This window comes from Paenibacillus yonginensis, assembly GCF_001685395.1.
GTDB classification, from domain to species: Bacteria; Bacillota; Bacilli; order Paenibacillales; family Paenibacillaceae; genus Fontibacillus; species Fontibacillus yonginensis.
The window spans coordinates 3,087,527-3,104,182 of sequence record NZ_CP014167.1; the positions used below are offsets into that span (position 1 = coordinate 3,087,527).

General features: G+C 54.7%; 10 protein-coding genes. All 10 read right to left on the reverse strand.

Annotated features, from left to right (window positions below):
• Positions 1 to 8 precede the first annotated feature (8 nt).
• Positions 9 to 1,523: a glycosyltransferase family 4 protein gene (locus tag AWM70_RS14005; RefSeq protein ID WP_068697367.1), complete on the reverse strand. Its 1,515-nt coding sequence runs from the start codon at positions 1,521 to 1,523 to the stop codon at positions 9 to 11.
• Positions 1,524 to 1,587: 64 nt separating this feature from the next.
• Positions 1,588 to 2,745, reverse strand: coding sequence for a CgeB family protein (locus AWM70_RS14010; protein ID WP_083180310.1), 1,158 nt, complete (start codon positions 2,743 to 2,745; stop codon positions 1,588 to 1,590).
• 30 nt (positions 2,746 to 2,775) lie between these two features.
• Positions 2,776 to 3,864, reverse strand: coding sequence for a CgeB family protein (locus tag AWM70_RS14015; protein ID WP_237167717.1), 1,089 nt, complete (start codon positions 3,862 to 3,864; stop codon positions 2,776 to 2,778).
• 220 nt (positions 3,865 to 4,084) lie between these two features.
• Positions 4,085 to 6,181, reverse strand: coding sequence for an alpha-galactosidase (locus AWM70_RS14020; protein ID WP_068697371.1), 2,097 nt, complete (start codon positions 6,179 to 6,181; stop codon positions 4,085 to 4,087).
• A 59-nt stretch (positions 6,182 to 6,240) separates the two neighbouring features.
• Positions 6,241 to 7,842 (reverse strand): response regulator transcription factor, encoded by a 1,602-nt coding sequence (locus AWM70_RS14025; protein WP_068697372.1) that lies wholly within the window; start codon positions 7,840 to 7,842, stop codon positions 6,241 to 6,243.
• A complete protein-coding gene (locus AWM70_RS14030) occupies positions 7,843 to 9,660 on the reverse strand; it encodes a sensor histidine kinase (RefSeq protein WP_068697374.1) in 1,818 nt (605 codons plus the stop codon).
• A gap of 145 nt (positions 9,661 to 9,805) precedes the next feature.
• Complete coding sequence (locus AWM70_RS14035; protein WP_068697377.1) at positions 9,806 to 11,476, reverse strand: type 2 periplasmic-binding domain-containing protein; 1,671 nt, start codon at positions 11,474 to 11,476, stop codon at positions 9,806 to 9,808.
• Positions 11,477 to 11,558: 82 nt separating this feature from the next.
• The gene (locus tag AWM70_RS14040; protein ID WP_068697378.1) at positions 11,559 to 12,455 is read right to left on the reverse strand and encodes a carbohydrate ABC transporter permease; all 897 of its coding nucleotides are present in this window, start codon (positions 12,453 to 12,455) and stop codon (positions 11,559 to 11,561) included.
• Positions 12,456 to 12,458: 3 nt separating this feature from the next.
• Positions 12,459 to 13,352, reverse strand: coding sequence for an ABC transporter permease (locus AWM70_RS14045; RefSeq protein WP_068697380.1), 894 nt, complete (start codon positions 13,350 to 13,352; stop codon positions 12,459 to 12,461).
• Positions 13,353 to 13,506: 154 nt separating this feature from the next.
• The gene (locus tag AWM70_RS14050; protein ID WP_068697382.1) at positions 13,507 to 16,593 is read right to left on the reverse strand and encodes a discoidin domain-containing protein; all 3,087 of its coding nucleotides are present in this window, start codon (positions 16,591 to 16,593) and stop codon (positions 13,507 to 13,509) included.
• Between the last annotated feature and the right edge of the window lie 63 nt (positions 16,594 to 16,656).

Here is a 16,656-nt window from a genome sequence, read left to right on the forward strand (position 1 = left end):
CCTGCCGCCTAACGTTTGGTCCGGCGTCCCTTGCCGGGAGCTCCAAGCCTGTTCCTGGACTTGCCGGACAGCTTCGCCCCTGCACGTTTAGGGCGGCGTGAAGCGGTAAGGCGTCCGGAGAGCCGGCGTCTGGCCGAGCTGCTTCTCCTAACGTTTCGGCTTCTTTTTGCCTTTGTGCTCCCATATTTGAAGCGCAAACGGCGCAGCCGGCGGCGTTTCCTCCGCCGAACCGGCACCGGCGTTTCGGGAGCGGGTTCTGGTTCGGCGGCGGCTTCCATGCCCGTTTCTGAAGACCAGACGCGGCTTCCGTCCGCTTCATTTACATACAGCCGGTCAGGACGCCGTGCTGCCCAGGTCTGGACCTCTGACCGAAGCCGGTCAGCAAACGCAGCCGGTCCAAAATGGACCTCTGCCTGCTCCCTGGCTGTGGCGGATAAAGAAGCTGCCGTTTCCTTCGGAAGGTCAAGCAGCGCCTTAATTTGAGCAGTCAGCTGTTCTCTGTTCCCCATCTCTGATAAATAGGGGCCAAATCCGCAGGCGCCGAGCACCTCGCCCAGTCCGCCGGCTTGATAAGCGGCAGTCAGCTTGCCATGGATCATCCCTTCAAGCCCGGTCAGGCCAAAGCCCTCCGGCATAAGGCTGGGAACCACCAGAATATCCATGGCGCAATAAGCGGCTTCCACGTTTTTTTCGTACGGAATGAAGGTGAATCTGGAGAAATATTTGGTTTCGTTCAATTTGTCTAGACATCGTTTATAGAACACTTTGTTGTTCCGCTGGCCTATAACCAGAAAGCGCAGATCCGAGCGCTCCCTGCATAGTTCAAGGGCAGTATCAATGAAATGTTCAAACCCCTTCTCTTCGGTGAGGAAAGAGGAAATAAAGCCGAGCAGCCGGTGTCCGGAGCCTACTCCAAGCTCTGAGCGTTTATTTTCCCGCAAACGGTCCCAGCTGCCCGGATGGTAATCGGACCATTCCCAGGACGGATAAATCAGCCCGAGCTTTTCTCCGGGAATCCCTCCCTGGAAGCGGGATCTGACTGTTTCGGAAATTACAAGCACCCGGTCGCTCAGGCTGTCGATGATCTGCTGCGCGTGACCGAAATAAGCTGTGCGGACTATGGCTTCCGTGATGTTCCAGATGACCGGAATGCCGAGGCGTGAAGCCGCGGCGGCCGGAAGCACATTGACGCAGGTGTTGGTCAAGACCAGGTCTGCCTGCTCCGCCTGCATAAGAGCTGTCAAATGATGAAATTCGGCTGTTTCCGTCAGCTGTTCTATTTCCTGCGGCAGATTGGGACCCGGAGCATACATCTCATAAACGAGGGGATAACGGCAGGGAAGGGTGCGAATACCGTATCTGGCTGCCTGACGGGTTAATTCTCCCGCCTGAGGCACTACCAGCACGCATTGGAAATAGTCCGATAATTTCAGGGCCAGATGCAGCAGCATTTTCTCTGCCCCGGTAATGCTTTGAGTATTGCTGACATGGGTAAATAGCAGCAGCTTCGCTTGATGGGCCATAAGTTTCGTTCTTCCTGCATAAAGTAAGGAAGAAACCGTTCACCTCCTTCCTGCATAAAATCTGTTAACCGAAGATATGGGTCAGAAGCTCATTCAGCCGGTGGCTGTACGTATGCTCCCGCAGTGTGCGGTCCAACGCACGCAGAACTATTTCGCGGCGTTCCGCCTCATGAGTCAAATAAAAGTCGATTTTGGATAGAAGTTCGTCATGGGAAGAGAAGGTTTCAATTTCAACGCCCGGGGTATAGAAACGTGCCAAGTCGTCGCGGACATCGACCAGCTGGAGCGATCCGCTGGCGGCGATTTCAAAGGTCCGGGGATTCGGGGAGACGGCCGGTATTTTGGAAGCATTATTGTTCACACTGTCGTCATCATAGGACCGATGCAAATTAAGCGAAATTTTGCTGCTGCTGTATACGGCTGCCGTTTCTTGAGGGCCCAGCCAGGTGCCTTGTTCGATTCGGCCCGCATAAGAGTCGGCTTCTACCAGGCGGTCCCACCATATTCCATTGATTCGAAGCCCCCGCGCCATCAGCTTGTCGATGATCGGCTGGAAGAAATGCACCCGGTTCCAATAGCCGCTTCCTACAAAGCTGAGATTGCGAACTTCCGGAGCCCGGTCGCGCAGGGGACGGAAATGCCCTGGATGGACGCCGAACGGGAGATAATAAACATTTGGGCAGCCGAGCTGCCGATAATGCTCGACACAGTTCAGTTCAAGCGTAAATACGTAGTCATAATGCAAAGTCAATTGGAACGTCATATCAGTATAATAAGGATCATCTGTCAGCCATACGGCTGTTGGAATTCCCATGGCCCGAATCGCATCGATTTGGTCGGTTGGCATTTCCAGACCATCGAGCACCAAAACCAGGTCCGGACGGTGCTCTGCCGCAAGCTGGGCTACCGGCTGATTCGGCAGTGTCGGGGTAACAGAAGCAACCAGCGAACGGAGTGTTTCGGTGATCCCTTCATCAAAAGGAGAATACGGGAAACCTTTGCCTGAGCTGACGTACATTACGTGGATATTGCGAAGCGGGAATACGGGAGCAGGCTGGCTGGCGATAACATCCATTCTGCCGCGCAGGTATCCTTCTTCAAAGCCGGCCCGCAAGCCGGCGCTTCTTCCTTCCTGTCTGGCAGACAGCACCGTTTGGGAAGAGTAAACCGGTGTGCTGCTTTTTTTTCTTACTCTGCTTCTCGAGCTTTGAATTTTCACCATATGTTCCACTCCTTGTTCAAATTTGTTGGCTTACTTCACGATGGACAGCATACGCCCAATGCGCTCTTTGTAAGAGTGGTTCTTTCTTGTCGTCCAAAGAGCTCTCCAGGCGATTTGCGCCCTTTCCTCCTCATGGCCCAGATAATATTCGATTTTGTCTCGAAGCTCCCCGGCGGTGCCGTAGGTCTCGATGTCATAGCCGGGGCGGTAGTAGGCATGCAAATCCTCGCGAACATCCGTCAGCTGCAGGGTTCCGCAGGCCGAAATTTCATAGGTTCTGGGGTTGATGGACAGTCCCGGCAAACCTGCCGTGTTGTGATTATCCAAGCCGTACTCCGCAGGGCGGTGAAGATTAATGACCACCTTGGCCCCGTTATAATAGAACCGGGTCTCCATCGGGTTCGCCCATCCGTCTCTAATGAAGGGCCGCAGCTCATTGTAGCGGCTCAAGCGATCCCAGTAGGAGCCGACCACAACCACCTTTTTGGTGGACAGATACGGAGCCAGTTCATCGATTAAAGCCACCCGGTTCCAGAAGGCATTACCGATAAAACAAACGTCCGACTGGTAAGAACGCGGAGTCTCTACCGGGGTAAACAGCTCAAGGTCGGCGGCAAGCGGCAAATAATGCACCTCTTTGCATCCCCCGGCCTCATAATAGGGCACGCAGGACTTCTCATGGGTAAAGACATAATCAAAATGCCGGGCAAGATCCAGGGTAAACTCGGTAAAATACGGATCATCCACGAACCACACGGCCGTGCGGATTCCCCAGGAGCGCAGCTGATCGATATGAGCAGCATGCTCCGGCGGAAAGACATGCAGTGCGTTCAGCACCAGCACCAGATCAGGCTTCCAGCTCTGCGCGGTTTCCAGCATTTCGGCCGGTCCCGCAGAAGCGAACTCTGCAGCGCTTTGTTTCAAGGCTTCTATCAATCCATGGTCGATGGTCGGAAACCCCTGAGGCACATACAGGATGCGTAAGCGGCTTCTCTCCGGCCCTGCAGGCGTTACCCTTTCCATCACGGCACGGCATCCCCCGAGTCGATACCCCTCCATCCTGCCCTGCCGGAACGCGTTCTCTCGGGCTTGCTGCATAGATCTGTTCACGGCACACATCCTTATCTATGGGTGTTCATTAAGTCTTTATAACTATATGCGGAGGGCTAAACTCCAGGCATGGACGGCTAACCTGTGCCGCCATAAATTGGCTTATGCCCGCTCGTCCTCCGCAGCCGCACATTTTTGCGAACAAGTTCTTCTGGACAATCACACCTAAAAAAGCCAACCCGCAGCAGGCGGGTTGGCGAAAGCGATAAAATGAGGTTTTCAGTTCTGATTACTTTCTCTGAATCCGAATCAGCTCGCTTGCGTAATCGCCGCGCAGCTTCAGCGGGAAACCGGCATTCATCAGGGTCGAACCATGCAGGACAACCGGGTCAAGGTTGCCGAGCCGAACTTCGTAAGCAGCAGCAGGTTCCAGCCCCTGCAAGCGAAGACGCCGGATTTCCTCGCCGAAATGCTGCGACTGCAGGAAGGCAAACACAACGGACCCTTCGCCGTTCCGGCTGACGTATTGATACGCCGCCAAATTAGAACGCCCGAAAGGCTCAAGCCGGTACTGCTCTCCTTCCATCACAATGGGGCGGATCTCCTTGTAAAGCGCTACCCATCTTCCGGCTTCCTCCATTTCCGCCTCCGACCATCTGCCGATATCAGCGCCGATGCCAAGTCCTCCCATCATAGAGCTGTGGAAGCGGTAGGAAAGCGGCAGGCTGCGGCCATTGAAACCGTTTGGCGATTCCGTTACCCAACACATCATGATTGACGGGCTGTATGCGTACGAGAAACCCTCCTGGATTTCCAGCCGGTCGCGTGCGTCCGTGTTGTCGCTGATCCAGGCCTGATCCGCATAACGCAGAATACCGAGGTCAATCCGGCCCCCTCCGCCTGCGCAGGTCTCTAACTCGACGTCCGGGAACGTCTCCCGGAGTTCTGCCCAGATCGCATACAGGTTCTCGACATGCTTCAGCCATACCGGGAAATCCGGATCGCCCGCTCCAGGCTCCGTCACTGTCCGGTTCATATCCCACTTCACGAATTTGATGTCATAAGCAGAAAGCAGCTCATTTATGAAATCAAGCACAAACCGCTTCACTTCGGGCAGGCCCAGGTTCAGCAGGAACTGATTGCGGAGCTGTGTCCCTTCCCGGGTAGGGAAGCGGTAAATCCAATCCGGATGCCGGCGGAACAAATCGCTGTCCGGGTTCACTGATTCAGGTTCGACCCACAAGCCGAACTCCATGCCAAGTGACTTCACTTCGCCAATCAGCTCCTGAAGCCCGTTAGGGAACTTCTCGGGATTCACATACCAGTCGCCGAGTCCTGCCCGGTCGCTGTGCCTTTGTCCAAACCAGCCGTCGTCAACGACAAATCGTTCGACGCCAAGCCTCGCTGCGCGGCGTGCCAGCTTAATCTGCTCTTGCACCTGGACATGAAATTCAGTCGCTTCCCATGAATTATACAAAACCTGCCGGTGCCGGCCCGAAGGCAGCACATGAGCCCGCTCATATCCGTGCAGCAGCCGGCTCATACCTCCGAAACCGCTGGACGTAAATCCGCCGACAAAGACAGGAGTCGTGTAAGAAGCACCCGGGGCGAGCGAAAAGGCTCCGTCGAAATCGTGGATGCCGCCCACGATCCGAATATGGCCGAAGATTGTCTTCTCGGCCACGATCTTCCAGTTGCCGCTCCAGCCAAGCGCGCCGAACCAGACCCTGCCTTGGGTCTCGTCTGACCGGCCGTCGTCTATGGCAAACCAGGGGTTCGCATGCGGCCCGGTGAATCCCCGGCGCGATTCAATCGTTTTTTTCCCTTCAGTTAACGGGACCTGCCGCAGCTGAAACTCTCCTGCCCACCGTCCGGCCACATGGGTCATCCGGTAGGCCGGCAGAGCTTGCACGGACCAGACCGCGGCCATCGCCTGGTCCACCCGGACCGGCAGCTCCTCATCGTTATAAAGTCGAACGTACCGCTCGATCAGGTCAAATTCAGGGACAACCCGGTAATGAACATCGACGCGAAACGCATAATGGCTGTCCTGCAAACGGATTGTCAGTTCATTTTCACCGTTCAGCTCATATCCCGAATATTGCAGCGCCAGATCGCGGACTCCGTCGCTGAACGCTACCTTTAGTCCGGGTTCGGCGTAATGGCTGCCGCCCCAGCCGCCAAACTCCTCCGTCTCCCGGTCCACGTCCATATCAAACGAGCTGTGCGAGCGCCCTTTCAGCAGAAACGAGCATTCCTCCGCTTCAACCGGCTCTCCCCAATACAAATGCTGGACTGTTCCTTTTTCGTTGATGCCAAATAAATAAGTGGTCCGGTGGGTTCGAAGCTCAAATAGCTGCTGCTGTTCCTTGTATATGATTGCCATGAAATCATCTCTCCTCGCCTTCTGACGGATCCTTTGTTATATAGCAAAATATTGATGTCTCAATCTTCATTTGCATCGTAATGATAGTCCCGGTATTCCTGAGGGGTACAGCCGACCGTTTTCTTGAACAGATAAGTAAAATAAGCCGTCGTCTGCAGGCCGACCTGCTCAGCCACCTCGTACACTTTAATATTCGGGTCCTGAAGCAGCTTGCGAGCCCGCTGAATCCGGGTTTCCTGTATAAATTCGGAGAGCGTTTTGCCCATCTCGCGTTTGAATAAAACGCTCAAATAGCTGGCATTCAGGCTGAACTGCTCTGCAAGCTGCTTAACTGTCCAGTTCTCCTGCAGCCGTTCTTCAATGAAGGCCGCAATCCGGCGGATGAGATTGTGCTGCTGGTGGTGCCGCTTCTTCTCCACCTGCATGTAGCCATCCACGTATTCGATGATTAAACCGATAATCTGCTCGGCGCTGCCGCAGTCGAGCATCCTTCTCCACATGACCATATTGGTTTCCCCGCTCGGTTCCTCCGGCCGTTTCAGCTTCCGGATCAGTTCGCTGAGAAAGCTCATGCCAAAAGCCTGCACGTAAGAAAACGATGCCGCTTCCTGCAGCAGCAGGACATCCAGCACCCGATTCAAATAGGCAGCGACGGCGGCGGCTTCTCCCTGTTCCATCAATTTCAGCAGGTTCGGCATTAATTCCTCGCGCAGCCTGTAGTCTTTGAATTCTCTGGGGTTGCCGTCCTCGTACCGGACGATCTGGCCGTCCGCGATCAGACGCGCTTCGGCCATCGCAAATTTGATCTCCCTGTAGCATAAATCCACTTCCTCCCAAGAGCTTCCCGTCCGGCTGCACCCTACGGTAACGGAAGCGCCGTACTGCTCATCCATCAGGTTCTGAATGAACGGCAGCTGCTTCTCCACATGGACCCGGTCCTGTAGAGTCGGATTCAGGTGCAGAGCCACATATTCGTCCGAGGTGACATGGGCAAGGTAAATAGCCTCCACATCGTTCAGGCTGATCTCAACCGTTTGTTTGAAGCTGGCAGCGATCAGCATCCGGTCTTTGGCGGTTTTTCCGGAGGAAAGGAAAGAATCGAGTGAAAACACGATCAATTGGAACCCTTCCGTAAGCTCGGGAACGTCGAGCAGGCCTTCCCAGGAGAAGACAGTTTCCTGCGCGCCCTGCGTGATGAGGTCCAGCACGAAACGTTCCTTGATCAGCTTCATGCTGCCCGACACTTTTTTTTCAAGTTCATTCGTCTGTTCGACCACCCGGCGCATCTTCTCCAGCGTCTCCCGGAAAGTCTTCAGCCTGCCGGTTACTTCCTCCAGCTTCAGCGGCTTCAGCACGTAAGCCTGGGCGCCGACATGAATGGCATCTTGGACAAATTCGAATTCGTTGTAGCCGCTGATCATCAGCACCTGAAGATGCGGATGCAGCTTTTTGGCTCCGGCCACAAGCTCAATGCCGTTCATGCCTGGCATGGAAACGTCGGAGATCAGCACATCAAAGGCCGTCCCTTCCAGCAGTTTCATCGCCTCTTCCCCCGATTCACTGGTGACGGGAGTCTCATAGCCGTGTTCCTGCCAATCAATATTGCTGACCAGCCCGTACAGATTAAAAGGTTCATCATCGACGATAAGCACTTTCAGCATTTACATAACCCCCTTGCTTGTCGGCGGAGAAACGGATGCCGGGAATACGAGCGTTACCTGCGTCCAGCTTCCCTCTTCGCTATCAATCTCTAACGAGGCTCCGCTGCCGAAATAGAGTCCCAGTCTCTCCCGGATATTGCCTGTTCCGAAGCCGTTGCCTTTGCCGGCGCGTTCCCCCCGGCGGAGCGCCTGCAGCGTCGCCTCGGGAATCCCCTGGCCGTTGTCGCAAACCGACATAAGGATCCGCTCCCCCTGCCTGAGGACGGAGATTCGGATGACCGCATCGGGCCTCCGGATAATAGCGCCATGCTGGTAGCAATTTTCGACGATCGGCTGAAGCACCGTCTTCACCGTGTAGCAGTCCAGCGCGGATTCGTCGATGTCCCATTCGAGCCGCACGCGGTTCGGGTAACGGAACTGGCAGATATCCAGATACGCCCTGACATGCTCAAGCTCGTCGCGGATGCTGATTAAACTGATCCGGTTGTTCAGGGTAAGCCGGTAGAACGTCGTCAGGGCATCGATGATCCGGATCTGCTCTTGGTCCTTCACGTCCAGTGCACGCCAGCGCAGCAGGCCGAGGGAATTATAGATAAAATGCGGATTAATCTGGGCCTGAAGCGCCCTGAAGGCCTGCTCCTTCTCGGCCAGTCCCGCCTGCCGGATGTCCTCTACCAGCTTGCCGAGCCGTTCGGACATAGAATTGAAGACGCTTTCGAGATCGCCAAGCTCATCTTTGTCCTGATGGCGGATCTTCACCTGGAATTCTCCGCGGGAGACATCGCTCATCCGCGTGCCGAGCTTGCGGATGCGCCGGACAATATTATTTACGATCGTCATCATAAGCGAGATGGACAGCAGGAGGAACAGGACGGTGATGCCCACGATGAGCAGCAGAATGGTCCTGGACTGCCCATCCATATATTTCATATGGATTAAAGCGACGACGTGCCAGCCGGAAGACAGCGGCTTGACGATCTGCAGATCCTTGCTGTGGCTCAGGTCGAGTATCTCCCCGCCCTGCCCGCTTTGCTGGCCTTGCCCTCCTTCTTCGGAACCCGGCCAGTCCTTCAATTGGATGCGGAGGCCGATACTCTGCGGGTCAGACGCAGCCAGAATATGATCGGAATCATCCACGATGTACAAGCTGCCGGTTCCCTTAAAAGGCCGGTCGAGCAGTTCGCCGAACACGGCGTCGTAATTGAGCAGAATATAGACCAGGCCAAGCAGATTGCCGCCGGGTCCAATGATTTTTCGCGTGATAACGTTCTGCTTCAGGTTGGCGGGCGCATTGCTCCAGCGGATTGGAGCGGATGCCTTCGTCCCCTCTTCATACCAGGAGCTTTCGTTCATGCCTGCAAGCATCCGGTCTTCGGGCCGCCATAGCAGCTGGCCGTCCTGAACCAGGGTGTCATTGTTGTGATAGATCCGGAAGTCGGCAATGCCGGGCAAATATTTGCTCGTAATGAGAAACGTCCGGTCGACATAATTCACCGTATCTACAATTTCGGGCATGTCCGTATATTCACGGCCAAGCCTTGAGATTAATTCACCGTCCGTCGCCGTTCTTACCGCCAGCAGATCATAGCTTTGTTTGCTGAAATCAACGATCTGCGCCGTCTGCCGCACCATTTCGTCGGCCGTCACCAGATAATTCTGCGTAAAGCTGCGAATGACAAGATAAACGGCTCCGCCGCCGAGCAGCAGGGTAGGCAGGAGCAAAATAAGGACATACATGGCCAGAATTTTGCTCTGCAGGTTCATCCGGTGCATCAGTTTTAAGATCATTTTCTCCAGCCACAATCTCAAGGCCGCCATCTCCCCTCGCCCGTACAATAGTTGGGGTCTATCGCCGTCCGTTTCTCATGCCGCAAGCAGCATTCAGGCCCGCGGCCGCATTCAGCCGCAAAGGGAAGCCGCCTATTTCAGGCAGCTCCCCCGGAAGCTTTTTACCGATAATAAATTAGGACTTGCTCTCCTCCTGGAACGTTTCATTCCATTCGGCCTTAAGCTCGCTCCAATGAGCCCGTTTCTCAAGCGCGGCTTGGAAGTCTTTCCAGGCCGACTCGAACTTCGCATCGCTATCCGCCATCATCAGCTTTGCTTTGTATTCTACGCGAACATTCTCAAGCTCGGGCAAATATTTTTCCCATAAACCGCCGGGTTTGGCTTTGACCCTATCGGCCGGTTCGGCCACCCTGATGCCGCCCATTTTCCCAATTTCCTCGGAGAAATCAATCGTCTTCTGACGGCCCTTAGGCTCAGTAACGGCATAATTCCACCAAGGATACCAGGTGTTGCTGTATGAAGAGAGAGCGTACAGCTCCGGCGTTGTGCTCGCCTTTTTCGCGGCGTCGCCCGAATCATGAAGCTCCTGGAATTTGGCGTCCGTATACTGCCATTTGCCAAGCGGCTTGTCAACCCAGTCCCAGAACACGCCGGCTGGCCCGCTGTCCGCCACCTGCTGCTGTTCCGGCTTCGGCTGCAGCATGTAATCAAGGAACGTAAGGATCGCGTTCAGATTTTTAGTGTTTTTGCTGATATAAACATCATCCGCCGGGTAAGGGTTGACGATCTGATTGGCGCCGATCTGGTCCACGCCCTCTACCTTCGGATAAGGAATGGTTTCATAATACCAGGCCGGCTCCGTAGGTCCGTCCAGCACCTCCCACAGGGAAGCGTCCATGTTAAAAAATCCGCCTACGTTCATGGCTATGCGGCCGGTTTTGTTTTTTTCCTTGTAGCGTTCCTTTTTGTCGGTAATGGCTTCGTGGTCGATAAATCCTTCGCGGTACATTTTGTTCATCCATTTGTAAGCCTCTTTATATTGCGGATCGTCATAAATAAATTGGTAGCCGTCGCCTTGCTTCTCTACTGGAATGACACCTCCGGCGGTAGCCGTAGATACGCCAAACGTGCTTAAAATTACACTCTCGTCGTTAGCGTCCGAAAGAAAGCTGAGCGGAATAAGCTTTTTGCCCGAAGCGTCGGTTAGCTGGGAAGCCGCTTTAAGATATTTCTCCACGCCTTCGATCGTCTTTAGATCGTCCTTAGTCATCCCTGTTTGATCCAGCACATCCTTGCGGATAAACCATCCAAGCGAAGCCCAGCCCGGCCAGGGATCATCCGGGTTCTGATCAAACCAGGTCGGAATCGACCAGATATGACCGTCTGCATCCTTCATGGCATCCAGATAAACCTTCGGAATGGAAGCGAGCCCTGGATATTTATCGGGCATGTTGAAATATTGCTCGAGCGGCAGCACGCTGCCCGAGCGGGCCATGGCCGAATCAATGGTGTCGCTGCGGCCAAACACGGCCGCATCCTCAAAACCGCCGGCATTCAGCTTCAGATTAAGTGCGGTTAAGGCATCGCCCTGCGTGGCCTCCAGCTTTACGTCGATGCCCGGCTCGTGCTCCCGCCAATACGTCTGGACCATGCTGTCGTTGTTAACCGTAATGTTCCAGCCCAGCCACAGCTTAAACGATTTGGAGTCTCCCCCGTCAGCGGAGTTCCCTGCCTGCGAGCCCGCATTTGAGGCCGACTGGCCGCCTGAACAGGCGGTCATCGCCAGGATAAGCAGGGCTAGCGAAAATGCGCCGGCGACCTTGGATTTTTTGCCAAGCCATTTCATACGTTGTTAACCCCTTTCTGTTTCTATTGATCTATGGAGTGTTTCTAGTTGCCGCATAACCGATTAAAGAAGTCGACAATGCCTACCCCTTCACTGAACCGATCAGCACGCCTTTGACAAAATATCTCTGCAAAAAAGGATAGACGCACAAAATCGGAATGGCGCTGATCATCACCGTCGCCATCTTGATCGACATGAGGGTGATGTTCTCCAGCATGCTGCCTCTGGCCAGCGACTCGATGTTGTTATTGGAGCCGAGCACCGTCGAGATGTCCTGTGCGGACAACAGATGCTGAAGGAAGGTCTGGACCGGGATAAGGTTCTGGTCCGAAACAAAGAAAGCCCCGGCAAACCAGTCGTTCCAATGCATGACGGCGACAAACAAACCCAGTGCGGCCAGCATCGGCTGGGAGAGCGGCACCACAACGGACACCAGCACCCGCAGCGGACCTGCCCCGTCCAGTTCAGCCGATTCAATCAGCGCATCGGGAATGCCCTGGAGAAACTTCAGCATGACAAACATGTTCCAGGCCGAGAACGCGCTTGGAATGACATACACCCAAAACGTGTTGACCAGCGACAAATTATATAACTGAATGTAGAAAGGAATAAGCCCCCCGCTGAACAGCATCGTAATGAGCACGTAGCCCAGCAGCGTTCCCCGCAGCGGCAGTCCGCGGTACGAAAGTCCAAATGCGGCGAGCAAGGTAACAAGCAGCCCGGCAATCGTGCCGATCATCGTACGCAGAATCGTAATGAGATAGGCATGCTGGATCACCGCATTGCCGAGCACGACCTCGAAGTTGTATAACGTAAACTTGCGCGGCCATAAATACACACCGCCGTTAGCCGCGTCGCTCCCCACGTTCAGGGAGATCGCAAGCATGTAGAGAAAGGGATACAGCACCGATACGCACAGCAAGCTGAGGAGAACTATGATCAGGATCTGGCCGGTGCGTTCACTAGCGGATAGTTTCATCTTTTACCAGAGCCCCTCTCCGTTCAGTTGTCTGGAAATGCGGTTCGTAAACAATACGAGGAGCAGGCTGATCGCCGAAGAAAGCAGGCCGATTGCAGTTGCCGTTCCGAAGTACCCCTGCTGCAGGCCGTTGCGTAAAATATACGTGTCCAGCACGTCCGCAACCGGCTGGATGGCCGGGTTCATCAGCGGGTAAATCTGGTCCATTCCGACGGCGATCAGGCTTGGCATGCTCAGGATGAGTACGATCGAAACCGTCGGCAGGATGCCCGGGAACGTAATGTGCCGCATCTGAGCCAACCGGCCGGCGCCCTCCACCCGCGCCGCTTCGTAAAGCTGCGGGTCAATGGTCGTGATCGCCGCCAGATACAGAATCGTGTTCCACCCGACTTCCTTCCATAAACCGCTGACCACAATCATCGGCCGGAACCATTCCGTCGAGCCGAGGAAAAAGATCGGCTGGCCGCCAAGATTCGTGATGAACTGGTTCACAAGCCCACCGTCCAGCGTCAGCATCGACTGCAGAATGTACGCTACCACGATCCAGGAAAAGAAATGCGGCAGATAACTGACGGATTGGACAAACCGTTTAAATCCGCTGTGCCGCACTTCGTTAATAAGCAGGGCCAGCAGAATCGGCGCCGGAAAGCCGAACACAAACTTCAGCAGCGCGATCCAGAGCGTGTTTCGGACCACGACCCAGAACTGGTCATCCTGCAGAAAGGAGAAATTTTCAAACTCCACCCAAGGGCTGTTCCAGATCGTAAGGCCGATGTGGAAATCCTTGAACGCTACTTGTATGCCGGCCATCGGGATGTAGCTGAATAAGAAAAGAAGGACAACGGCCGGTGCAATCATGAGATACTGCCACCGATATTTGACCACTTTTGCTAGCATGGAATCACCTCCGTGGCCTAATTATAACGGCGGTATTGTAACCGCTACCATATAACAACGGTTGGATTATTATCGCGACGGTTGGCACTCCTAATAGGCGCCTGGAAAAATGGAAGGCCGGGAACCCGGCCTTCATCTTCACATATCCCGCTGATTATTTATACACTGTAAATCTCAGATCGCGGTTTCCTCCACTCTCCGTCGACCAGGTGAGCCCGCCGTCCGTGGACAGCCGCTCGTAACCTCCGGCGTACGTATTATCATCGCTGTAGGCAAAACCGTATTTATTGGTCGTTGAACCGTCCTCCAGCGTGCCGGGCGAGCGCAAAATGAAGCCGTATTGTTTGCTTGTATCCAGTCCCGTCAAACGCGGATATACTGCATATGGCGCAGGCGCTCCCGGAATGTTGTTCGGATTGAGCGCAGAACTGAACAGCTTTTTCACCGGATTCCCGTTTGAATCCAGTTCCACTACGTCCACGTTAAGCGTATCCTCCGGCACTTTATTCGCGTAACTTTCATACAGGTAAACGTCCAGCCTTGGCAGCTCCGGCTGCATCAGCGTAAAGGTCTGCATCCGCTGCACGACATCGCGGATATCCGAATAGGTCCATGAAGGCGCGCCGCTGTTGTCCTGGTCAATGACAAAACCGGTATTGTCAGGCACGTTATAAGCCGCGATCTCGGCAATCGACGGGATAAACCGGGCTTTCTCCACATACAGCCGCAGCTTGGTCGTGGATACCGCCGGGAAATCAAACACACGGTTGTCGCCGAGCGTATATTCCTTCTTTAGACCCTTGTAGGCAGAGCCGTCCCAATATTGCAGCGCATAAGTTTCAATCTGGAAACTTTGGCTGCCGGAACCGTATTCGCTGACCACGACCCGGTTCAGCTCCGTGCTTTCGCCAAAGTTGACTTCGATCCATTGGTTGTCAGCCGTACCCCCTTCCGCGCTCCAGCGGGTGGCGACATCGCCGTCCGTTACCTTCGAAGCGTCAAAACCGGCTTCTGCAGACCAGGTTGAGGAAGCGGCCGCTTCTTTCCCCAGCGCCAAATTAACAGGCGGCTGCGGCAGTGCCGATTCCTCGTCCGATACCTTGACGATCATAGATTCCCCGGGCTGCAGCGTATGCGAATAGCTGCCGGAGAGTGAACCAAGCTTCGTATGGCTGTACAGCTCGGTCATAGTATAAGCCGCATCAGGATCAAGTCCGATATCCGCGGATGAGAACGAGACTTCAGCCGTATGGTTCATATCCCAGTTGGACAGGCCGACATAGCGGTCGCCGTTTGCATCCGTCAAATAAATCACGGCCGGAGCATGCTCCAGGTGATGATAAAAGTTCGTCATCTGCACCGGCTTCGCCGCCAGCCCTTTCCTGGCCAGCGCAAGAAGATCCGGATTCTGGACAATCATCTTCATCCGGTCTTCCGAAATAAAAGGCACGTTATCGCCAAGGAGCAGATGGCCTCCGCCCATCACGACCGTCGTCGCCAGAAGTTTCGCTTCGTTCAGGGTCATGCTGTCAAACCCGTTGATGACATTTTGCGGGAACAGCATATCCGGATCATTGTAATCATACAGCGTTCCGTTGGTCCACCAGGAAGCGGCGGTATTCAGGGCCTGCCGTTCGATGCCCGGGTAAGATTCCAGCCCGATCGTCGTATCGACGCCGGATCTTCTGCCGTGCGCGTAGCCCGATGGCATCAGCGGGGCAATCGATTCGTCGATAAAGACCGGTTGCGGCGCACTCTCCAGCTCGTCGCGGATAATGCCCATGCCGATCCGGTACGCCTGCATCCCGTTCTTGGACGAGTCATAAAACGCCCCGTCGGTCATGCCTAAGTCTATAAAATCGAGTTTGGCATAATCGAAGCCCGGTGTTACGTGATATCGGTGAATCACCCAGTGCAGGTAAGCCTGGCCGCCAGGATGCGTCGCATCCACGATATAAGTATTGATATAAGATTTGATCGGCTGGCCGCTTTCGTGCTTAAGCGCAATATCTCTGAAGGTATAGGAGGTCCCCGGCACAGTCGAATTCAAATCGTCCCAGATCGCAAACGGCGCGGAATAGGTCCCGGCTTTCATGCCTTTCCCGTGCACGTAATCGACGAACTGCTTCAGGCTCTGATCAATATCCTGCCCTTGAACCCCCCGATAGCAGCAGTCCAGATTCATGTATTCATAACCAAGCGACTTCAAATGATCGGCAAAATAATCCGTCATCGCATACATGGAGTCGGCCGACGAATAGTCGTAGTAGGCGTACCAGGTGTTGAAACCTGTCGGCACATCCCCCAACCAGTCCAGCGTCGGCTCTGCTGCGGCATAGACCTTGCCGAAGGTCTCGAGACCCGTACGGTAATCGTCAAAATAACCGAGGAAGAAGGAATCGGACGACACCTCCGTCCCGCTCTGCTTTCCGCCCGAGTTGTAGACGGATAAGCGGGTCAGCGGACCATTCATCGTTTCCGCCTGCCCTAAATGCTGCATGCTTTTCCATTTAAACGTGGTTGCCGCCCCGGCTACAAAGCCGTGTTTGCTCCAGTTGTCAAAGACGGAGGCCACCCAATAACTCGTGCCGTTAAAAGCGGTCCATTCTTCTGAATAGCCCGGCAGACGTTCGTAACCGTTCTGGCTGTTGCCGAAGTCGTTGACGGGGGCAACGCCGAAATCGAAGTTATTGGTGTAAGGCGTCGTGTAGATCCGTTTGTCCGCGCCTGCTCCGATATCCAGGTTCGGCGCCGCTATCGGCTCCATCAAGTCGATGCTCTGGCTTGTGCCGCTTACGACCTTCATGTCCGCTAGCAGATAAGGCAAATTCTCATAGAACAACAGATTTAATACGAGGGTCGAACCGGAGGCAAGGGTGTTCGTAATCGTCAGCTTCTGACCGCCGTATCCGTAGCGGTCGTTCCCGATCGGAGTCCAGGCCGCCGTCCGCGTGCCCTCGTCAAACGAACTGATGCGGCTTGTGCTGCCCGCCAGCCTGTAGTCCGAGTAAAAGTCCGACATAATCGTCGTATCCCCGGCTCTCAAGTCCCCTTTCCCGTCGGACAAATCGTACGTCACAGTCAGCAGGCCGTTATCGGCCGTAACGATGTCCCCCGTTTGGGTGACGGTTACCGGCACCGTCTCGGCGGCGAATGCGCTCCTGTCTCCCGGCATAAAACAGCCGGTCAGCAGCACGGCTCCGACCGTGGCAAGCAGCAATCGGCGAATCCTTTTGTTCATACTGGTTATCCCTCCCGCTTAAGAGTGAAATCATTTTCCAATTGTAGTTAAAATGTAAGCGTT

What these genes read in the sequence shown, in the direction of transcription:
- AWM70_RS14005 (WP_068697367.1), bottom strand. Translation starts at nt 1,523, where the DNA reads ATGGCCCATCAAGCGAAGCTGCTGCTATTTACCCATGTCAGCAATACT.
- AWM70_RS14015 (WP_237167717.1), bottom strand. Translation starts at nt 3,864, where the DNA reads ATGTGTGCCGTGAACAGATCTATGCAGCAAGCCCGAGAGAACGCGTTC.
- AWM70_RS14050 (WP_068697382.1), bottom strand. Translation starts at nt 16,593, where the DNA reads ATGAACAAAAGGATTCGCCGATTGCTGCTTGCCACGGTCGGAGCCGTG.
- AWM70_RS14045 (WP_068697380.1), bottom strand. Translation starts at nt 13,352, where the DNA reads ATGCTAGCAAAAGTGGTCAAATATCGGTGGCAGTATCTCATGATTGCA.
- AWM70_RS14030 (WP_068697374.1), bottom strand. Translation starts at nt 9,660, where the DNA reads ATGGCGGCCTTGAGATTGTGGCTGGAGAAAATGATCTTAAAACTGATG.
- AWM70_RS14010 (WP_083180310.1), bottom strand. Translation starts at nt 2,745, where the DNA reads ATGGTGAAAATTCAAAGCTCGAGAAGCAGAGTAAGAAAAAAAAGCAGC.
- AWM70_RS14035 (WP_068697377.1), bottom strand. Translation starts at nt 11,476, where the DNA reads ATGAAATGGCTTGGCAAAAAATCCAAGGTCGCCGGCGCATTTTCGCTA.
- AWM70_RS14040 (WP_068697378.1), bottom strand. Translation starts at nt 12,455, where the DNA reads ATGAAACTATCCGCTAGTGAACGCACCGGCCAGATCCTGATCATAGTT.
- AWM70_RS14020 (WP_068697371.1), bottom strand. Translation starts at nt 6,181, where the DNA reads ATGGCAATCATATACAAGGAACAGCAGCAGCTATTTGAGCTTCGAACC.
- AWM70_RS14025 (WP_068697372.1), bottom strand. Translation starts at nt 7,842, where the DNA reads ATGCTGAAAGTGCTTATCGTCGATGATGAACCTTTTAATCTGTACGGG.